18 protein-coding genes are annotated in these 19156 nt (G+C 37.8%); 16 read left to right on the forward strand and 2 right to left on the reverse strand.

Annotation, left to right across the window (positions count from 1 at the left end; translation table 11 throughout):
- The first annotated feature begins 8 nt into the window (after positions 1-8).
- The 10 genes from NQ185_RS06230 to NQ185_RS06275 all read left to right on the forward strand — a co-directional run bounded on the left by NQ185_RS06230 (position 9) and on the right by NQ185_RS06275 (position 11038).
- A complete protein-coding gene (locus tag NQ185_RS06230; protein WP_257580734.1) occupies positions 9-1157 on the forward strand; it encodes an exo-beta-N-acetylmuramidase NamZ family protein in 1149 nt (382 codons plus the stop codon).
- Positions 1158-1179: 22 nt separating this feature from the next.
- Entirely contained in the window at positions 1180-2133 is a 954-nt protein-coding gene (locus tag NQ185_RS06235) for a GNAT family N-acetyltransferase (RefSeq protein WP_257580735.1), read from the forward strand.
- Between the two features lie 12 nt (positions 2134-2145).
- Entirely contained in the window at positions 2146-3030 is an 885-nt protein-coding gene (locus NQ185_RS06240; protein ID WP_257580736.1) for a MurR/RpiR family transcriptional regulator, read from the forward strand.
- A gap of 135 nt (positions 3031-3165) precedes the next feature.
- Positions 3166-4113, forward strand: coding sequence for a carbohydrate kinase family protein (locus tag NQ185_RS06245; protein ID WP_257580737.1), 948 nt, complete (start codon positions 3166-3168; stop codon positions 4111-4113).
- A 545-nt stretch (positions 4114-4658) separates the two neighbouring features.
- Positions 4659-5756 (forward strand): PRK06851 family protein, encoded by a 1098-nt coding sequence (locus NQ185_RS06250; RefSeq protein ID WP_257580738.1) that lies wholly within the window; start codon positions 4659-4661, stop codon positions 5754-5756.
- Positions 5757-5917: 161 nt separating this feature from the next.
- Positions 5918-6637 (forward strand): GntR family transcriptional regulator, encoded by a 720-nt coding sequence (locus tag NQ185_RS06255; RefSeq protein ID WP_257580739.1) that lies wholly within the window; start codon positions 5918-5920, stop codon positions 6635-6637.
- 17 nt (positions 6638-6654) lie between these two features.
- Positions 6655-7800, forward strand: a complete 1146-nt coding sequence (locus tag NQ185_RS06260) for an SIS domain-containing protein (RefSeq protein ID WP_257580740.1) — start codon at positions 6655-6657, stop codon at positions 7798-7800.
- Position 7801: 1 nt separating this feature from the next.
- Complete coding sequence (gene gatY, locus NQ185_RS06265) at positions 7802-8653, forward strand: tagatose-bisphosphate aldolase subunit GatY (RefSeq protein WP_257580741.1); 852 nt, start codon at positions 7802-7804, stop codon at positions 8651-8653.
- A 204-nt stretch (positions 8654-8857) separates the two neighbouring features.
- Positions 8858-10048: a glycine C-acetyltransferase gene (locus NQ185_RS06270; RefSeq protein WP_257580742.1), complete on the forward strand. Its 1191-nt coding sequence runs from the start codon at positions 8858-8860 to the stop codon at positions 10046-10048.
- Between the two features lie 21 nt (positions 10049-10069).
- Positions 10070-11038 (forward strand): L-threonine 3-dehydrogenase, encoded by a 969-nt coding sequence (locus tag NQ185_RS06275; RefSeq protein WP_257580743.1) that lies wholly within the window; start codon positions 10070-10072, stop codon positions 11036-11038.
- Positions 11039-11083: 45 nt separating this feature from the next.
- On the opposite strand, the gene NQ185_RS06280 is transcribed toward NQ185_RS06275, so the two are convergent.
- Both NQ185_RS06280 and NQ185_RS06285 read right to left on the reverse strand, forming a co-directional pair.
- A complete protein-coding gene (locus NQ185_RS06280) occupies positions 11084-11836 on the reverse strand; it encodes a hypothetical protein (protein WP_257580744.1) in 753 nt (250 codons plus the stop codon).
- 74 nt (positions 11837-11910) lie between these two features.
- A complete protein-coding gene (locus tag NQ185_RS06285) occupies positions 11911-12885 on the reverse strand; it encodes a methyltransferase (RefSeq protein ID WP_257580745.1) in 975 nt (324 codons plus the stop codon).
- Positions 12886-13089: 204 nt separating this feature from the next.
- Here NQ185_RS06285 and recQ point away from each other — a divergent pair, with 204 nt between their 5' ends.
- The 6 genes from recQ to mraY all read left to right on the forward strand — a co-directional run bounded on the left by recQ (position 13090) and on the right by mraY (position 18938).
- A complete protein-coding gene (recQ, locus tag NQ185_RS06290) occupies positions 13090-15228 on the forward strand; it encodes a DNA helicase RecQ (RefSeq protein WP_257580746.1) in 2139 nt (712 codons plus the stop codon).
- Position 15229: 1 nt separating this feature from the next.
- A complete protein-coding gene (locus NQ185_RS06295; protein ID WP_257580969.1) occupies positions 15230-15817 on the forward strand; it encodes a histidine phosphatase family protein in 588 nt (195 codons plus the stop codon).
- A gap of 192 nt (positions 15818-16009) precedes the next feature.
- On the forward strand, positions 16010-16579 hold the full coding sequence (locus tag NQ185_RS06300) for a ribonuclease FAU-1 family protein (protein WP_257580970.1): 570 nt from the start codon (positions 16010-16012) through the stop codon (positions 16577-16579).
- A 101-nt stretch (positions 16580-16680) separates the two neighbouring features.
- Entirely contained in the window at positions 16681-17181 is a 501-nt protein-coding gene (locus NQ185_RS06305; protein ID WP_257580747.1) for an NUDIX domain-containing protein, read from the forward strand.
- 18 nt (positions 17182-17199) lie between these two features.
- On the forward strand, positions 17200-17673 hold the full coding sequence (locus NQ185_RS06310) for an HIT family protein (RefSeq protein ID WP_257580748.1): 474 nt from the start codon (positions 17200-17202) through the stop codon (positions 17671-17673).
- A gap of 308 nt (positions 17674-17981) precedes the next feature.
- Positions 17982-18938, forward strand: a complete 957-nt coding sequence (gene mraY, locus NQ185_RS06315; protein ID WP_257580749.1) for a phospho-N-acetylmuramoyl-pentapeptide-transferase — start codon at positions 17982-17984, stop codon at positions 18936-18938.
- Positions 18939-19156: the final 218 nt, after the last annotated feature.

The following is a 19156-nucleotide window of genomic DNA, read 5'->3' on the forward strand; positions in this document are numbered from 1 at the left end:
GTGATATCATGCGTTTAGGTTTAGACATTTTTTTAGAGAAAAATTACAAGCAATTTAGTGGTAAGAGGATCGGGCTTCTTACGAATATGACTGGTGTAAATGGAAATTTAGTCCCTGCCATTGATTTGTTTTATGAGCATCCCCATATCAATTTGGTTGCACTTTACGGCCCCGAGCATGGAATAAGGGGAGATGCCAAAGAAGGCGAAGCTGTTGAATCATCGATTGATCCATATACAGGAATTCCTGTTTATAGTTTATACGGAGCTTCCAAAAAACCTTCAAAGGAAATGTTGGATCCTATTGATGTCATCGTTTTTGATTTACAGGATATTGGTGCAAGATACTATACATTCATTTATTCGATGGCATATGTGATGGAGGCATGTGCTGAGCATGGTAAAGAGTTTGTCGTATTGGACCGGCCTAATCCAATTTCAGGGCTTTCAATGGAAGGGAACTTAGTTGAAGAAGATGTAAGGTCCTTTGTGGGACTCTATCCAATTCCAAATCGGCATGGCATGACTGTTGGGGAGATTGCCCATTTGTATAAACATGAGTTCAGCATTAACTGTAAATTGACCGTTGTCCCGATGAAAGGTTGGAGACGTCATATGTATTATGACGAGACGAACCTTTTCTGGGTTCCTCCTTCTCCAAATACAACAGGACTCGATATGAGTATTTTATATCCGGGAACATGTTTAGTGGAAGGAACGAATTTATCTGAAGGCAGGGGGACGACGAAGCCATTTGAATATGTAGGTGCACCTTTTATAGATGGATACCGATTAGCAAAAACTTTTAATCAAAAAAATGTACCAGGAGTATTAGCAAGACCCGTGTCATTTGTGCCGACTTATCAAAAACATAAGAATTCTGTATGCGAAGGGATTCAAATACATGTAGTGGATCGTCATAAAGTACATGCGTTGAAAACAGGGCTGACATTATTAGAAATAATTGCAGAAATGTATCCGAATGACTTTCAATTTAATGAATATCCAAACGGGAAATTCTTCTTTGATTTATTGGCAGGAACGAAAGGGCTGCGAAACGAAATTTTAAATGGAAATACGGTTGATTTTTTGGAATCATGCGAAAAACTAATTACTCAATTTGCAAAACAAAGAGAACCATATTTGTTATACAAATAAAGATAGTAAGGAGTTTGGTTAGATGACTACATATCGCTCTTATCAATCAGGGGACGAAATTGAAATTATCAGCTTATGGAATGAAAGCCTGCTAAAAGATCCAATCAATCAAAAAAGGTTTCGTAATCTCGTATTGCTAGATGCTAATTTTGATCCGAAAGGAATGCGATTGGCTTATGAAGACAATCAATTAGTCGGTTGTGTTTACGCGGTTAGAAGATTATTGCCGATGTATGGTACTGATTTGGAGCCTGATAATGGGTGGATTCCATTCTTTTTTGTTCATCCCAACTATCGTTTATCGGGTATCGGATCTCAATTAATGAATGATGCTGTCGAGTTCTTACAATCCGAAGGCAGAAGCAATATATTTTTTGCTTCATATGCTCCTAATTATATTTTGCCTGGTATTGATGAAGCTGCTTACCCTGGTGCGTATGAATTTTTACAAAAGCAAGGATTTGATAAATTGTATTCTCCAGTTGCAATGGACCTGAGTCTAGTTGGCTATCAAGTTCCTGAAGATGTCATAAAGTTGAAGAATCAGAGAATTGAAGAAGGCTATACGTTTTCTAAAGCAGAGGATAAAGACTTATATGATGTAATTCGTTTTGCCAATGAGGTATTCAATCCCGATTGGGGAAGGGCTATTCGTGAAGGAATCATACAAGGGCTGCCAATGGAACGGATTTTTGTTGCTAGAGATGGAGAAAAAATGGTAGGCTTTTGTATATATGGCGGATATGAAGGAATTCCTGAACGTTTTGGTCCATTTGGAGTAGACCCCGAGCAACAAGGAAAAGGACTAGGGAAAATATTATTGCATGAAGCTCTTCAAAGTATGCGATCTGAAGGCTTGCATGGTGCTTGGTTCCTGTGGACTGGAGAGAAAACGTCAGCTGGATATCTTTATAAAAAGACAGGATTTGAAATCACTCGCCAATTCCATGTAATGAAAAAAACTGTTGATAAGTGAGTTGAGTGAGTAATGGCAATTGCAACAGGCGGTTTAGTTATGCTTACTGAAATGCTGACAAAATTGCCGCCTTCAGAAAAGAAAATTGCAGAGTATATTTTGGAAAACCCAAGAGATGCGATATCTCTTACTGCAAGTGAATTAGGAAAAAGAAGCTCGACTAGCGGTGCAGCCGTCATTCGATTATGTAAATCGCTTGATTTAAAGGGCCTTCAGGAATTAAAGCTAAGGATTGCCGGCGATCTACAAAAAACTCCACATCAAGAAATTCGAGATATTGAACCGAATGAATCCAAATACACGATTATTGAAAAAATGACCACGAACAGTATTCAAACAATAAAAGAAACGGCAGAATTATTAAGTGAAGATGAATTAACGAAGGCCATTCATGTACTGGAAAATGCCAAATCCATTCATTTTTTTGGAGTAGGTGCATCGTACATCATTGCCCAAGATGCGCAGCAGAAATTTTTGCGAATTAATAAACATGCTACAGCATTTAATGATGTTCATATGGCGGCTACCGTTGTGGCGAATTTGGGGAAAGAAGATGTGGTTGTAGGCATTTCTTTTTCCGGCAACACGATTGAAGTAGCAAAAATACTGGAATTGGCAAATAAGGTAGGGGCCAATACGATAAGCTTAACAAAATATGGCTCATCCATCGTTTCGGAGCAAGCCGATATTCGCCTCTATACATCCGCTACGCGGGAACCTACTTTTCGAAGCGGCGCTACATCATCTCGAATCGCCCAGCTGCACGCCATTGATATTCTTTTTATGTGTGTGGCATCTCAACAGTATGAAGAAACTGTTACCCATATTGATGAAACGAGAAAAGCGATTGATTTTATAAGAATACCTTTTCGTCCCAAAAAAAGTAAAGAAATATAAGAGGAATCCTTGAGGCGAAAGGCGAACATATATCTAATCAAACGTTTGATTAAGGGAAAAGCGAAAGACAGTAGAATGAACCTTCCAATTTATTAATAATTGGAGGCCTTTTTAAAACTTATAGGGGGAGAAGTCGTGACTAAAAAGAAAGTTTTTATCATTGGAGAAATTAATGTTGATCTGATTATGACGGGGGAAAATGTTGACCCGCAATGGAACCAAGAGAAATTAGTAGATTCATTTGATCTAGTTTTAGGATCTTCGTCATGTATTACTGCAGCAGGACTAGCTGGTTTAGGAATGGATGTTTATTTTGTTGGTCTAGTGGGCGACGATGTATTCGGGCATTTCTGTGTGGAGGAATTAAAGAAAAAGGGAATTAACACAAGTTATGTGAAACTAGTTCCCCATATCCAAACAGGGGTTACGCTGTCGCTATCAACGTCTAAAGATCGGGCGCTACTTACATATATGGGTACGATTTCCGAGTTAGGACCTGAAGATATACCGGGAGAAATCTATGATCTAGCGGACCACATCCATTTCGGATCATATTTTTTACAGACAAACATGAAAAAGCATTGGAAGGATGTTTTACTTCAAGCTCGCTCAAAAAATGTGACGACATCATTTGATACAGGCTGGGATCCTAATGAAGAATGGGATCGAGATAAAATCCTTTCCTTGATGGAGGATGTAACCTTATTTATTCCGAGCGAAGTAGAAATAAATAATATTTTTGACTTAAATGATGTGAGTCATGTAGAAGGGATTTTACCTGAAAAACATGAAAATGTAGTCGTGAAGCTTGGGGCAAAAGGTTCCATGATGATTGATGAACTCGGGAAAACGACAAAAGCGAGTGGATACTCTATTACCCCAGTTGATACGACCGGCGCGGGAGATTCCTTTAATGCAGGTCTCATTTATGGATATTTGCATGGAAAGAAAAATACGGATCTTTTGGAATTTGCCAATGCATGCGGCGCAATGGCCACGCTTAGGATAGGAGGAGCAAGCACTGTTCCAAGCGTAGCGGACGTCATAGCGTTCCAAGCGGATAACAGCATTGTAAATTTGTAATTTTGAAATCTGGAAAAGGCGAACATATATCTAATCAAACGTTTGATTAAGAGGAGGAAAAATTAATCAAACGTTTGATTAATTTGTGAATCGGTAAGCAAAGTGGTGTATAAAATCAAGAAGACTAATAAAATATTTGATTAAAAAGTGAAATCTTGAACAATGTTGCTCCTAATAGTTTAGTAAGGTAGAAAATGAGGACATACATCTAATCAAACGTTTGATTAAATCGTGAAAAGATGAGCAACTACTAGTTCGAATGTTGAAAAAGAGAAGAAAGCGGAAAAAGTACTAATCAAACGATTGATTAAAAAGTGAAATGGTGAGCAATGTAGCTCCGAATCGTTTTACAAGGTAGAAAATGAGAACATATATGAACATATATCTAATCAAACGATTGATTAAAAAGAAAACTGCATACTTCTTTTCAAGATTCGCATAATGTAGAAGATACAAAAAGTGGGTTTTTTTATTGATTATGGACTTTGCCAAGCTGGTTCGCATAGGCTAATTTGAAACGAATCTTCAACAGGAGTTGACGATAGATGAGCGGTAAAATATTGAGATACTTTGCTGGAGGAAATACTGCAAAGGGTTTTTATAATTTGTATGACTCGAATTTAGCGGATTTGGAAAGGGTTTTTATTTTATCGGGAAAGTCGAGAAAAGAAAAATCTAAGATTATTCATCATTTAATCCAAAAGTGGAGTGAATCTGACCTTCCAATGGAGATTATTCATAGTGCAAGCAATCCTGATGATGTTGAGGGATTGATTATTCGAAAGTTAGATTTTGCTATAGTGGACGGTGACTCACCCCATGAAGTGGGGAAAGAGTTTATTGGATCATTGTGGGAAACGATCGATTTGGATCAAGCTGATAGAGCCGCGCATTTAGATGGAGAGATGGATGAGGTCATAAACTTAAAGTTAAAAATGGAACAATCTTATCTTAGTGCCTATAAAGCTTATGAGACTGGACTTAAAGTTCATGATGAGTGGGAGCGTATTTATATTGATCAAATGAATTTTGATCAAGCGGATAATGTCGCAAAATCGCTAATTTCAACTTTGTTTAAAAAACCTGTTACTACAGAAAGTAAAGACCCTAGAATAGTACGCCGTTTTCTTGGAGCCGCAACGCCAATAGGGCCAGTCGATTTCGTTGATAATATCACAGAAGGTTTACATGCGAGATATTTTTTAAAAGGGCGGGCAGGCACGGGAAAGTCTACAATATTAAAAAAAATAGTAGCCGAAGCTAAAAACAAAGGGTATGATATTGAAATTTATCATTGCGGATTTGACCCTGAAAGCCTTGATATGGTGTTAGTTCGGGAACTAGGCTGGGCTGTATTTGATAGCACACAGCCACATGAATATTTTCCAACTAGACCTGGTGATGAAGTCGTTGATATGTATGAATTGACTGTCGCTCCTGGAACAGATGAGGCTTTTGCTGAAGAAATTGCCAATATTGAGGCACGGTATCGTGAACAAATGAAATTGGGAAAATTATATTTAGCTGAGGCAAAAAAATGCCAAGATGAATTAGAAACAATTTACAGTAAGGTTTCGAAACAAGAACAAATAAATCTTATGATTGAGGAACTGGACCATTTAATGTTGAATCAATCTAGATAAAATCATAAAAAGCCTTCTTGCAATTGCAAGAGGGTTTTACTTTTTGAATTTTAATACGAAAGACCCTTCAATTTTTTTCCATACATGATATAATATACACAACTGGTAATGACAACATAACAACACATAAAGATTTGTAATTTTAAGGAGAAGGAATGAGGATGGTCGAAAAGGATAACCGTTTGCCACTTTATTACCAACTAATGGATATTATTATTGGTAAAATTGATTCTGGAGAGCTTAAAGATCATGATAAGCTACCTTCAGAGCGTGAATTATGTGAGATGTATAATGTTAGCCGTACGACTGTTAGACAGACGATGCAGGAACTTGAAAAAGAAAAATTAATTTATAAGCAACATGGTAAAGGGACGTTCATATCTCCAAAAGTCATCAATCAAAGCCTGCTCAAATTTTATAGTTTTACAGAAGAAATGAAAAAGATTCATAAAATACCATCCTCAAAAGTATTGGCATTTGAAGAAATAGAAAGTGATGCAAAAATAGCAAAGAAAATGGAAATCAGTGAAGGCATGAAAGTTTACAAAATAACAAGACTTAGGTTCGCAGATGATGAGCCGATGATGTATGAAATTTCATATTTGCCTTTAAGCAGGTTTCCTAATCTAAATGGAAATGATCTTGAAGTGGTGCCGATGTATACCCTTTTTCGCGATAAATATCAAGCCATCATTACAAAGGCTACGGAAAGATTTTCAGCCATTCCGACATCAAAGAAAGAGGCCATACTTTTAAACATCCATGAAGGAGAGCCGAGTCTCTTAATTAACCGAATAAGTTTTGAGAGAGATGCCGTGATCGAGTACACGGTCACAATTGCAAGAGGAGATAAGTTTACTTATTCAGTAGAATTAAACTAAAGAAAGGTTGGATAAACATGGAGAAATCACATACAATGAGAGAAATTGAGCAACAACCAGCATTATGGGTAAAAGCAGTTGAACAATTTTCCACGGAAAAGGAAAAAATAGAACTATTCTTACAAGCAATTGATGAGAAGCATGCTCAGACTAGAGTTATTTTTACTGGCGCAGGAACAAGTGCGTTTATTGGTGAAACGATTTATCCTTATGTTCGCGGCGCCATTAGAGAAAGAGGGTGGGAAGCGGAAACGATCTCAACGACTAATCTTACGTCCTCACCTTTTTCTTTTTTAGATAAAAATATTCCAACCATTATGGTGTCATTTGCCCGTTCAGGAAATAGTCCTGAAAGTGTTGCAGCTGTTGAACTTGCTGAAAAAATGATCAATGACTTTTATGAAATTACGATTACTTGCAATAGCGAAGGTGCACTGGCAAAACGAAAACGAGAAAAAGATGAACAGCTTGTATTAATTCTTCCTGAAGAAGCGAACGACAAGGGACTGGCGATGACGAGCAGCTACTCAACAATGATGCTGACGGCCATATATTTGTTCAGTAAAAATAAAGATGAATTTGTACAAAAAGTAAAAGAAATTGCTAAGGCTGGGGAAGAGGTACTTAGTACTTGTAAAAAATTGATACCCGAGCTTGTTAAACTACCAATCAGTAAATTAGTGTATCTAGGCTCCGGAGTATTCGAAGGTTTATCAAGGGAATCAGCACTGAAGTTTCTTGAATTGACGTCTGGAAATTACCCAACGATGTTCGATACGACTCTTGGATTTAGACATGGTCCAAAATCAATTCTTGATCAAGAAACGATGATCGTCGTTTACTTGTCCAATAACGGATACACACGAAAGTATGATATTGATATGTTAAAAGAATTATATGCAGAAGAAGCTCGTGGGCCGCTTGTAGCAATTTCTGGTCAAGAGGATCCAGAGGTTGCGAAATATAGCGACTATCAAATGAATGTTCCGTTATCTGCTGAAGAAGATATGCTGCTAGCATTCCCAAATATTATTTTTGCGCAAATGCTAGCGTATGAAAAGTCTCTTCATAGCGGTCTATCACCTGACAATCCATCTCCAACGGGTGTGATTAACCGCGTAGTTCAGGGTGTACAAATCTATCCTTTCGAGGAGGAAAAATAAAATGACAAATGCCTCGCAGAATCTATTACAACTAGCACAAGCTGGAAATTACGCAGTTCCAGCGTTCAATATCCACAATTTAGAAATCGCAAAGGCAGTTCTTGAAACAGCAGAAGAAATGCAATCACCAGTCCTTCTTGCTGCGACACCGGGAACGGTTAAATATATGGGGGAAGAATTTCTTATTGGTATTATGGAAGCTGCTAGAAAAAAATATAATATTCCATTTGAAGTTCATTTAGATCACCATGAAAGTATTGATGATATAAAAAGATTGATTGATATGGGAGTAGGTTCAGTCATGATTGATGCGAGCCATCATCCCTTCGAAGAAAATATAGCCATTGTAAAGGAAGTTGTGGATTACGCTTCGAATTATGGCGTATTTGTTGAAGCAGAGCTAGGGAGATTAAGTGGTATAGAAGATGATATGAGTGTGGACGAAAAAGATGCCATTTACACAAATCCCGCCCAGGCAAATGAATTTGTTGAGCGAACCGGAATCCATTCTCTGGCGGTTGCGATTGGTACTGCCCACGGTTTATATAAGGGGGAGCCTAAGCTTGATTTGGACCGTTTGCGGGAAATTCGCGAAGTTGTAGATATTCCACTTGTCCTTCATGGCGGCTCTGGACTTCCAGATGTCTTAGTTCAAGAAACGATTAGGATGGGAATTTGTAAAGTAAATATTGCGACGGAATTGAAAAATGCCTTTGTAGCAGGTTTAAGTCAGTATTTAATTGATTATCCAGATCAAAATGATCCTCGTAAATATTTTAGCGATGCTATAACAAAACTTAAAAAAGTAGCTGCAGATAAAATTAATATGTGTCAGAGTGCTGGAAAAGCATAATATTACAAAATAAGCGGGATTTAACATTGTGTTAAATCCCGCTTATTTTTTTATGATATTTTGTCCTCATCATATGAACATTTTTTTAAGGTTATGATATTATATATATAATAACAGCATTAATCGTGTAAGTGTGTTCCTGCCAGGTGGACATATGTATATTATGCGCTTACATTGGGACAATTCCATAATGGAGGGATGAATATGTCTAGTCATACATTGGATCAATTTTTAACAGAGAATCTGAATCAATTACGAAGCCAAGGTCTTTATAATGAAATTGAAACAGTCGAAAGTGCGAATGGTCCCATCATTACATTGGATGGAAGAAAGCAAATTAATTTATCTTCGAATAATTACTTAGGACTGGCAACAGATGAGCGCTTAAAAAAAGCAGCTGTTAATGCTGTAAATGAATGGGGCGTCGGAGCGGGTGCCGTTAGAACCATTAATGGTACTTTAAAGCTTCACGATAAACTCGAAGAAAAATTAGCTGAATTTAAAGGAACGGAAGCGGCTATTTCGTATCAGTCTGGCTTTAATTGTAATATGGCAGCGATTTCAGCGGTAATGGATAAAAACGATTGCCTCTTATCAGATGAGTTGAATCATGCATCAATCATAGACGGCTGTCGTTTATCAAGAGCAAAAATCATCCGTGTTAATCATTCGGATATGGATGATCTCCGGAAGAAAGCAAAAGAAGCAAAGGAATCAGGTCAATTTAATAAAATTATGGTTATTACCGATGGTGTGTTTTCGATGGATGGTGATATCGCTAAGCTTCCTGAAATCATCCAAATCGCTGAAGAATTCGACTTGATTACGTATGTCGATGATGCCCACGGTTCAGGTGTACTAGGAAAAGGGGCGGGTACAGTAAAACACTTCGGTCTCCAGGACAAAGTTGATTTTCAAATCGGTACGTTGTCGAAAGCAATTGGTGTTGTCGGGGGATACGTCGCCGGGAAAAAGGAATTAATCGACTGGTTAAAAGTAAGATCCCGTCCGTTCTTATTTTCAACTGCTGTTACACCTGCTGATGCTGCAGCTGCAACGAAAGCAATTGAGATATTGATGGAGAGTACTGAACTCAATGAGCGTTTATGGGAGAATGGCGACTATTTGAAAAAAGGTCTACAAAAACTTGGATTCAATATCGGTCATAGTGAAACACCGATTACACCTGTCATTATTGGAGACGAAAAAACAACTCAAACATTTAGTAAACGCCTATACGAAGAAGGTGTATATGCAAAATCAATCGTATTTCCGACAGTGCCAAAAGGAACAGGGCGTGTCCGTAACATGCCGACCGCGGCACATACTAAAGAAATGCTTGATCAAGCCATTGCCATATATGAAAAAGTTGGAAAGGATTTGGAGATTATCTAATTCACCTCTGGAGGAAGCTCTATGAAAAAGATTATGGTTACGGGAGCATTGGGTCAGATTGGAACGGAATTAGTTATAAAACTTCGCGGTATATATGGAAAGGATAATGTAGTTGCAACGGATATTCGTATGGACAAATCGGCAGCGGCTACATCAGGTCCTTTTGAAACTTTAGATGTAACAGACGGTAAAAAAATGTTGGAATTAGCTAAAAAATATCAGGTTGATACAATCATGCATTTGGCTGCGATGTTATCAGCTGTTGCTGAAGCAAAACCACTTGCTGCCTGGAATGTAAATATGGGTGGTTTAGTGAATGCGCTTGAAACAGCAAAGGAGTTAGGTCTGAAGTTATTTACGCCAAGTTCGATAGGAGCATTCGGACCTTCTACTCCTAAAGATCGCACTCCACAAGTGACCATCGAGCGTCCTACAACAATGTATGGTGTAAATAAGGTTTCCGGGGAACTATTATGTGATTATTATTTTACAAAATTCGGAGTGGATACAAGGGGCGTTCGTTTTCCAGGATTAATATCATATATGGCACCACCGGGCGGGGGGACGACTGATTACGCAGTTGAAATTTATTATGATGCTGTTGAAAAGGGTAGATACACATCTTTTATCGATAAAGGAACATACATGGATATGATGTATATGCCCGATGCGTTGCAGGCGATTGTTCAGTTGATGGAAGCAGATCCTGCCCGTTTGAAATATCGCAATGCATACAATATTACAGCCATGAGCGTAGAACCCGAAGAAATAGCAAAAGAAATCCGCCATCATCTCCCCAATTTCAAATTAGATTACTCAGTTGACCCTGTTCGACAAGCCATTGCTGAAAGCTGGCCGAATTCAATTGATGATTCTGCAGCTCGGGAGGATTGGGGATTCAAATCAAATTATGATTTGGAAAAAATGACGAAAGATATGTTAAGAAAAATAGAACGGAAAATAGAGAGAAAAGGTAAGTTGGCCCAGTAAAGATGGTTAATCCAATCCACCCTAGAAACTTTTGGGGTGGATTTTCTATAATTCGGCAACTTCCCAATCAACTGAAAAACTTCCCTTTAAATCATCACCCGTAATAACAATTCTATAAACACCAGATTTTTCAGCCTTGAATTTGATACGCTCTTCAGTCGACTCATACATCGGAACCAATTTTCCTTTTTCATTAAGTACGTGCTGACCGTTTCCGCCCCCATTTTCATTGCTTAGTATTATAGTAGCGGAAACCGTTTGCCCTGCTTTTGCTTTAATCGGTATTTGTTGTTCACCATTAAAAAAATCAAAACTTGCGGAAAATGATGTGTTGCTTTTTACTTCCGTCCATTGTTTTTTAACCGTGAAATCGACGTTTATGATGATTAAAAAAATGATCGGCATCACGAATGCAAATATATACTTAAATACAGAATTTTGGTTAGCGATTGCCGTTCCAAAACAAAAAAATACTGCTGCTAAAGCTCCAATCGTACCGGCGATAATTGTAAATATACTAAAGCCATATATGAAGAATATCGAGAATCCTGCCACTGCATACAAAATTACTTTGTTAGAAAGGCTTTTTTGTAAGAACTTCCCAAGGATGAAATCAATCATAATAGAGCAAATAAACCCATATCCGAAAAAAGCCAACCATAGAAGAGGGCTGGATATGTCTCTAGAAAATTGATACATATCAATCTTTGAAGCAGTCAGAATAAACATAAAGAAAAGAGACAGTGAGAAACCTGCGCCAGCTAATTTAATGATTAAATAAGAGATTTTGTTTTTCATAAAAAAACACCTTTAAAATATAGTCTTACTCAATAATAAACGAGTATGGCCGCTATTGCCATACTCGTTATCTACTAAATTGGTTGACACTCAACTAAAAATCCACCATGCGGCTGGGCAGCAGATACCTTCAACCCTATTTCACGAGCGATTTCTTGGAATTCAGATAATGTGATCGGCTTGCTGCCTAGCAGGACCATTTCTATACTTAATTGATGCGGTTCTTCATCAGGGGTTATCCCGCCCATAATGACGATTCTACCGTTTGGACGAGCCGCTTCAGCACAACGTAGTAAGAGTTCCTTTTTCTGTTGATCTGGCCAATTTCCAAGTACTTTTTTTAGCAAGTAAATATCAGCCCCAGCTGGCAGAGGATCAAAAAAACTTTGCCCAACCGTTGTAACTCGATCACAAACACCTGCAGCTTCGAAAACTTCGGCTGATCTTTCAACTGTACCAGGAAGGTCAACCAAAGTACCGTGGATATGGGGTCTAGCACGAAGGATTTCCGCAAGCATCGCTCCTGTTCCGCCACCTACGTCCACAACAGTTTGAACCGCATCCCAGTCTCCTGTAATTGGGAAATAAGGATCAGGAACGCCGTGCCCTGCTACTCCCATCAGGGCATCGAAACTCTTTCCAACGTCCGGATTAGCCGCAAGATCCTCCCAAAAGGGAAGACCGAATTGTTCATGGTATCCGGAAGCACCAGTTCTAACGTATGTAGGAAGGGTACCCCACGCGTAAGCCATCCTTCCGAAGATGCCATTTAGATTAGGGCTAAACCCGGGTTCGAGAAGTCCTCTTGAAACATCGTTAAGGGCAAATCGCCCAGGCTCCGGTTCTTCGAAAACCCCTTTACCTGCAAGATGCCGTAATACATTTTGAAGGGCATAAGCATTGCTGTCACTCACTTCAGCTAGTTCATCAATATGGTTAATCCCTGCTGAAATATGATCTGCAATTTTCAAGGTTCCAACTGTATGTATACACCAAGGAGTACAAAGATCACTTAATGCCTGAAGCTTCTCGAAATTAATGGCTGACATAAACTACCTCCTATTTTATAGATAAGTTGAACATATAGTACATGAAAACGCTTTATTAATCAATGTATCTTTTAAAAAGCTTCCAAAACTGGAGAAAAACTTATATATCTATCAATCTAAGGCTACCATAACAAAAAGTTAGAGGATTTATTCGCCAATGATTTTTGCTATAATGGAACTATCTCTTAAATGGAGGTTCTGTCGTTGTTAAATAAAGCAAAAAAATTACTACAATCTTATTTTGGCTACGATCATTTTCGTATGGGGCAGGAAGAAATCATACAAAAAGTATCGGATGGTAAGGATACTCTTGCTATCATGCCGACGGGTGGGGGAAAATCACTTTGTTATCAAATTCCGGCTATGCTATTTCCGGGAATAACGATTGTGATTTCGCCGCTTATTTCTTTAATGAAAGACCAAGTGGATGCACTAGAAAAAACAGGCATTCCATCTACGTATATTAATAGTACACTTGCTGGCGATGAAATTAATGATCGTCTTAATGGGATTTATAACGGAAAATATAAATTAGTCTATATAGCCCCGGAACGATTGGAAGTACCTTCTTTTTTACGACTTCTAAAAGAAATTCACATATCCTTTCTTGCCATCGATGAGGCACATTGTATTTCCCAATGGGGACATGATTTTCGGCCGAGTTATCTACAAATCAAAAATTTAATTAATCAAATTCAACCTAAGCCAGTTATATTGGCACTTACAGCTACAGCTACACCACAAGTACAAGAAGATATTTGCGACTTGCTTCATATAAAAGAAGAAAACACCGTTATGACCGGATTTGGACGGGGAAATTTGCATTTTCAAGTTGTAAAAGGTGAGGACCGAGATCGCTTTTTATTGAATTATATAGCAAAAAATAGCGGGCAAGCGGGTATCATATATGCAGCCACAAGAAAAGAAGTGGACCGAATTCAGCTTTTATTAGAAAGAAAAGGATTGGCTGCTGGAAAATATCATGCCGGAATGTCAGAGGCAGAGCGAAATAATCAGCAGGAACGATTTTTATTTGATGATATTACGATTATGGTAGCGACTAATGCTTTCGGGATGGGAATAAATAAATCGAATGTCCGATTTGTTATTCATTACCAAATCCCGCGTAATATGGAATCTTACTATCAAGAGGCAGGGAGAGCGGGAAGGGATGGAGAAGAGAGTGCCTGTATTTTGTTATTTGCGCCGCAAGATGCACAAATCCAGTCCTTTTTAATTGAACAATCGGAGATGGACGAAGGCCGGAAAGAACACGAATATGCAAAGCTTAGGAAAATGGTCGCGTATGGACACACGGAATCCTGCTTACAGCAATATATTTTGCATTATTTCGGCGAGGAAAATCCTCCTGAATGTGGAAAATGCGGAAATTGTACTGATTCCCGCGAACAAGTAGAAGTTACCGTCGATGCACAAAAAGTCCTTTCTTGCATAAGGAGAATGAATGAGCGCTTCGGAAAAACGATGATTGCGAAGGTGCTTACGGGGTCTTTAGATAAAAAGATTAAAAGCTTTCGTTTTGACCAACTTACGACATTTGGCATTATGAAGGAGCGAACTCAAAAAGAGGTCAGCGAATTCATAGACTTTTTAACAGCGGAAGGTTATTTACAGCCAACGGACGGACAATATCCTATATTAATGTTAACCGAAAGTGCCGGGAACGTTTTACGTGGAAATGAACCTGTGCTGCGTAAAGAGAAAGTACGCATTGCTCAAATTGTTGCGGACAACGATCTTTTCGAACGCTTACGAGAATTGAGAAGAGAGTTTGCCGAAAAAGAAAAAGTGCCTCCGTACGTTATTTTCTCTGATGCAACACTGCGAGAAATGAGTGCTGCTTTGCCGAAAGACGAAAATGAACTTTTACAAATAAAAGGAATTGGTGAACGAAAACTTGAGGCGTATGGTGTTGATTTCTTGTCGATCATTAACGACTACTGTGAAGAAAATGGTGTTGAGCGAAAACCATTTGTCACAATGAAAGTGGAACGAAAGCCTGTTTCCAAGAGTACGCAGGAATCGAGTCATTTCGTAACATATCAAATGCTGCTGGATGGAATGGGAATCGAAGAAATCGCACAGGAACGGGAGATTTCGGAAAGAACAGTGGAATCCCATTTAATCAAATGTGATGAAGAAGGGCAAATAATCAATTGGGACCAATTTATCCCGAGTCAATTTGTAGAATTGATTGAAAATGCTGTTGAGGAAGCCGAGTCGACTAGATTAACGCCAATTAAAGAATTGCTCCCGAATGAAGTGAGCTTTTTCATGATTCGTGCGTATTTACAGAAAAATAAAGTGAAAGGAGAAGTTTAACATTACGACCATTTGTTTAATTCGCCATGGAGAAACAGATTGGAATGCATTAGGTAGACTTCAAGGAAGAACTGATATTCCTCTAAATTCTACCGGTGTAAGGCAGGCAGAGGAATGTAGAAATTTTTTAAAAAACGATCAATGGGACCTTATCGTGACAAGCCCACTCCAAAGAGCAAAGCGTACTGCTGAAATAATAAATGAAGGTTTGCAAGTTGAACTTGTTGAAATGGAAGAGTTTGTGGAACGCTCTTTTGGTGATGCTGAAGGAATGACGAGACAGGAAATTGACTCCGCGTATCCGAACAGGGACGTCCCCAATCAAGAAGAAAGATCAGCGCTTAATAAGCGTGTAATGGCAGGACTAGAAAAAATCAATAGAAAGTACGGAGATAAAAAAGCGTTGCTTGTTGCCCATGGGGGCGTCATAAACGCCATTTTATCAATATTATCTGATGGAGAAATTGGATCGGGCAAGACAAGGTTAATCAACGCTTGTATTAGCAATATAAATTTTAAAGATAAGAAGTGGTTGATTAGTGATTTTAACCAGGTGGGCCATCTCTCGAAGTTTAAGGAACTAAATTAGATAAGGAAAGCCTGTATCTATGATTTTTATCAGAGATGCAGGCTTTTTATTATCTTGTTTAAAATAAAGGTATTTTTCATGAAAAGACGAAAATAAAACTATAGTACTTTAGAAAGACAAAATCAAATTAATATTAGGAATTAGAAGTTCTTAATTTATATGAATAGCAAAACATTGCGTAAAAAGAGAGGGATGGAATTGATCAAACGGAAATATGGGGATCGTTCTGAATGGAAGCGCGTGCTTAAAAGGCGATATATTCAAACATTTATTGATACAGAGAAATTCAGAGGGTACGTTACCTTACTTGAGATCCAAAAGGTCAGAGAACCATTGTTTGTTAAGTACGATGAAAAGGAAGTATGTATAGTCGATGATGGGTACATATGGCTTCAACATTTTCCCATTGAAGAAAGACATTCTCTTACTACTATGTTTAATTCTAAAGGGAAAATCGTTCAATGGTATGTTGACATTAGTTTGCAATGTGGGATTGAAAATAATATCCCGTGGATGGATGATCTGTTTTTAGACCTTGTTATTTTGCCAACCGGAGAAGTAATAATAAAAGATGCTGATGAACTGGATGAGGCATTATCTAAAGGGATTATTGATAAGATACAATACAATATTGCCTGGAAAGAAGCCAATCAATTAAATAAGTTAATTTCTAATAATGACTTTGATTTGATGAAACTTTCCACAACACATAAGGAGATGTTAATTAATAAACTGGATCATAAATTTGTAGATAAAAACTAACAGACTGGTTGATCCGAAAAATAAAACAATCTTGTATCAGTATGGTGAAATTGAATTCGCAAAAAAAGTTTAGAATTTCCGAATGTATAGGGGGAAATAATTTGATCTCATTACGGCTGATGACTACTGCTTATTTATTTCACGGGGACTCTGTACTTCTAATAGAACGTTCTTCCCAAAAGAGCTTTATTCCAGGTGTTTGGTCTGGCACCGGCGGACATGTTGAACATAATGAATATAAAGATTTAGAGTCCGCATGTTTACGAGAGATAGAAGAGGAGACAGGATTACTTACGAATAATTTGGAATCACTTAACCTGAAATACATACTTTTAAGACAAAGAAAACGTGAATTACGTCAACAATTTATTTACTTTGGAACGACAAATACAATGCAAGTGGAGGCTTCGGATGAAGGAGCTTTGCACTGGATTCCATGCAAACGGATTTTTAGTCGTAAGATGACAGATAGTAACCGTTTGATGTTAGAACACTTTTTTAACAATGAAAAAACAGATGATATATTCGTGGGTACTATGTATGGGGAAGAAAGGGAGCCGAAAGCTCATTGGACAATATTGTCCGATTGGGAAAAATATTAGGAGGAGTTGGCTGCAGAGATGAAAATATATTCACATAAACCCGATGGGTACGAATGTCCATTTTGTAGCATTGTTTCAGGTGTCGAAAGACCTAATCAAGGCACAAAACAAAGAGATATCATTTATCAAAATGAGTACGTAACTGCCTTCATAGCAAGCAAGTGGTGGCCCAATAACAAAGGCCATGTGTTAGCTGTCCCGAATCAACATTTTGAGAATATATACGAGCTTCCTGCAGAATATGCAGCTGAGATTCATAAAGCCGCACAATTATCTGCTTTTGCTATGAAATATACATATAGGTGTGATGGGATTTCAACAAGACAACATAATGAACCTGCGGGTAATCAAGACGTCTGGCATTATCATCTTCATGTTTATCCAAGGTATGAAAACGATAATCTATACCGGACGAAAGGATTTCAAACTGAACCAAATGACCGTCCTTTCTATGCTGAGAAGCTGCGTTTATGGATAGGAGAAAACAAGTAGTCTCTGATTTCAGTACTAAGTTGATCCGAATATGACCTTACTATTACTACATTTTAATAAAGGACACTGCTGCAACATAATAGGCTTTCTCGTTCGGTAAATCTGTAACTATTCATAAAAATCCTGAATATACATAAGACTGTACTCTTTTTTAGTTATATAAAATTATTAATTAAAGGTTTGTTTGAGACTGCCGCGAATTTACTATTTACCCTAACCGTTTTAGGGCATACCAATATCCTTTATATTAGGCTGCTGAAAAGAGGCAATAAACCAAATAAAAATAGCAGAAAGGGCGTATTTAAATAGTGACTGAACAAATAATCCCAGCGATAATTTCTTTTCTAATTGTTGCGGCATTATCCCCGCTATTAATAGCAGTTTTAAAGAAGTTAAGACTCATTCAACCGATTAGAAAGGAGCTTCCATCGGATCATCAGTTGAAAAAAGGAACTCCATTAATGTTTGGAATCATTCTATTTATCGGTGTCATCGTAGCCACTCTTCATTCCCCAACTCCCTTAATGTTTTTCTTGGCTATTACATATATTTTGTTTAGCTTTGTTGGGTTTCTAGATGATTTTTGGAAAGCTTCCCGGCAAGATCCTGGAGGAGTATCGGGTAAGACAAAACTTATATTTCAATTTTCTTTTACAGGCATTTTGCTTTTTTATTTAGTAAATGAATTTGGAGTCGATACGATTATTCATGTTTCTAAAAATATTACGATTGATCTCCCAATCATGTTTTATGTTATTGTCATTACCTTATTTGTGGTAGGTTCTGCAAATGCCATAAATTTTACCGACGGATTAGATGGACTTTTAGGTGTTGTAGCCATTCCTACCTACTTTTTCTTTTTTATGATTTCAGAAAGGACAGAGGTACAACTGTTTAGTTTAATCATGATTGGATGTTTGCTGGGATTTCTCATATATAATATTTATCCAGCAAAAGCTTTTATGGGGGATACAGGCTCATTAGCTATAGGAGGATCCTTGTCATTTCTCGCTGTTCTAGAGAAAGTTGAAATATTAATTCCTGTTTTGTTTATCATTTATTTTGCTGAGCAATTATCCGTTATATTACAAGTTTCATCGTTCAAACTTACTCGCAAACGAATTTTTAGAATGACGCCGATCCATTATCACTTTTCTTTAAAATATGGTTGGTCAGAAACTACTATTGTGGCTGTTTTTGGATTTGTATCCTGGATTGGCACTTTTATGTGTTTAGCTTACTGGAGATTTCTTCTACATCTATGAATGGGACGATCGTCATACCAACGCATATGAGAGGCAACCACGCAACGAACAATATAAGAAAAAGAAACAGAGGCCGAAAATCTGCAACAACATAAATCGAGGTACTAATCAATATTCCGATCATTAAATAAAGAGCGAAGATCATTTGCCATCAACTCCTTTTTAATATTATAAAAAAAGGAGTTGTATTTTGATTGGGCTCTTTATCATTTTGGCTT

Origin of the sequence: Lederbergia panacisoli, assembly GCF_024626525.1 — a bacterium.
Taxonomy (GTDB): domain Bacteria; phylum Bacillota; class Bacilli; order Bacillales; family Bacillaceae_C; genus Lederbergia; species Lederbergia panacisoli.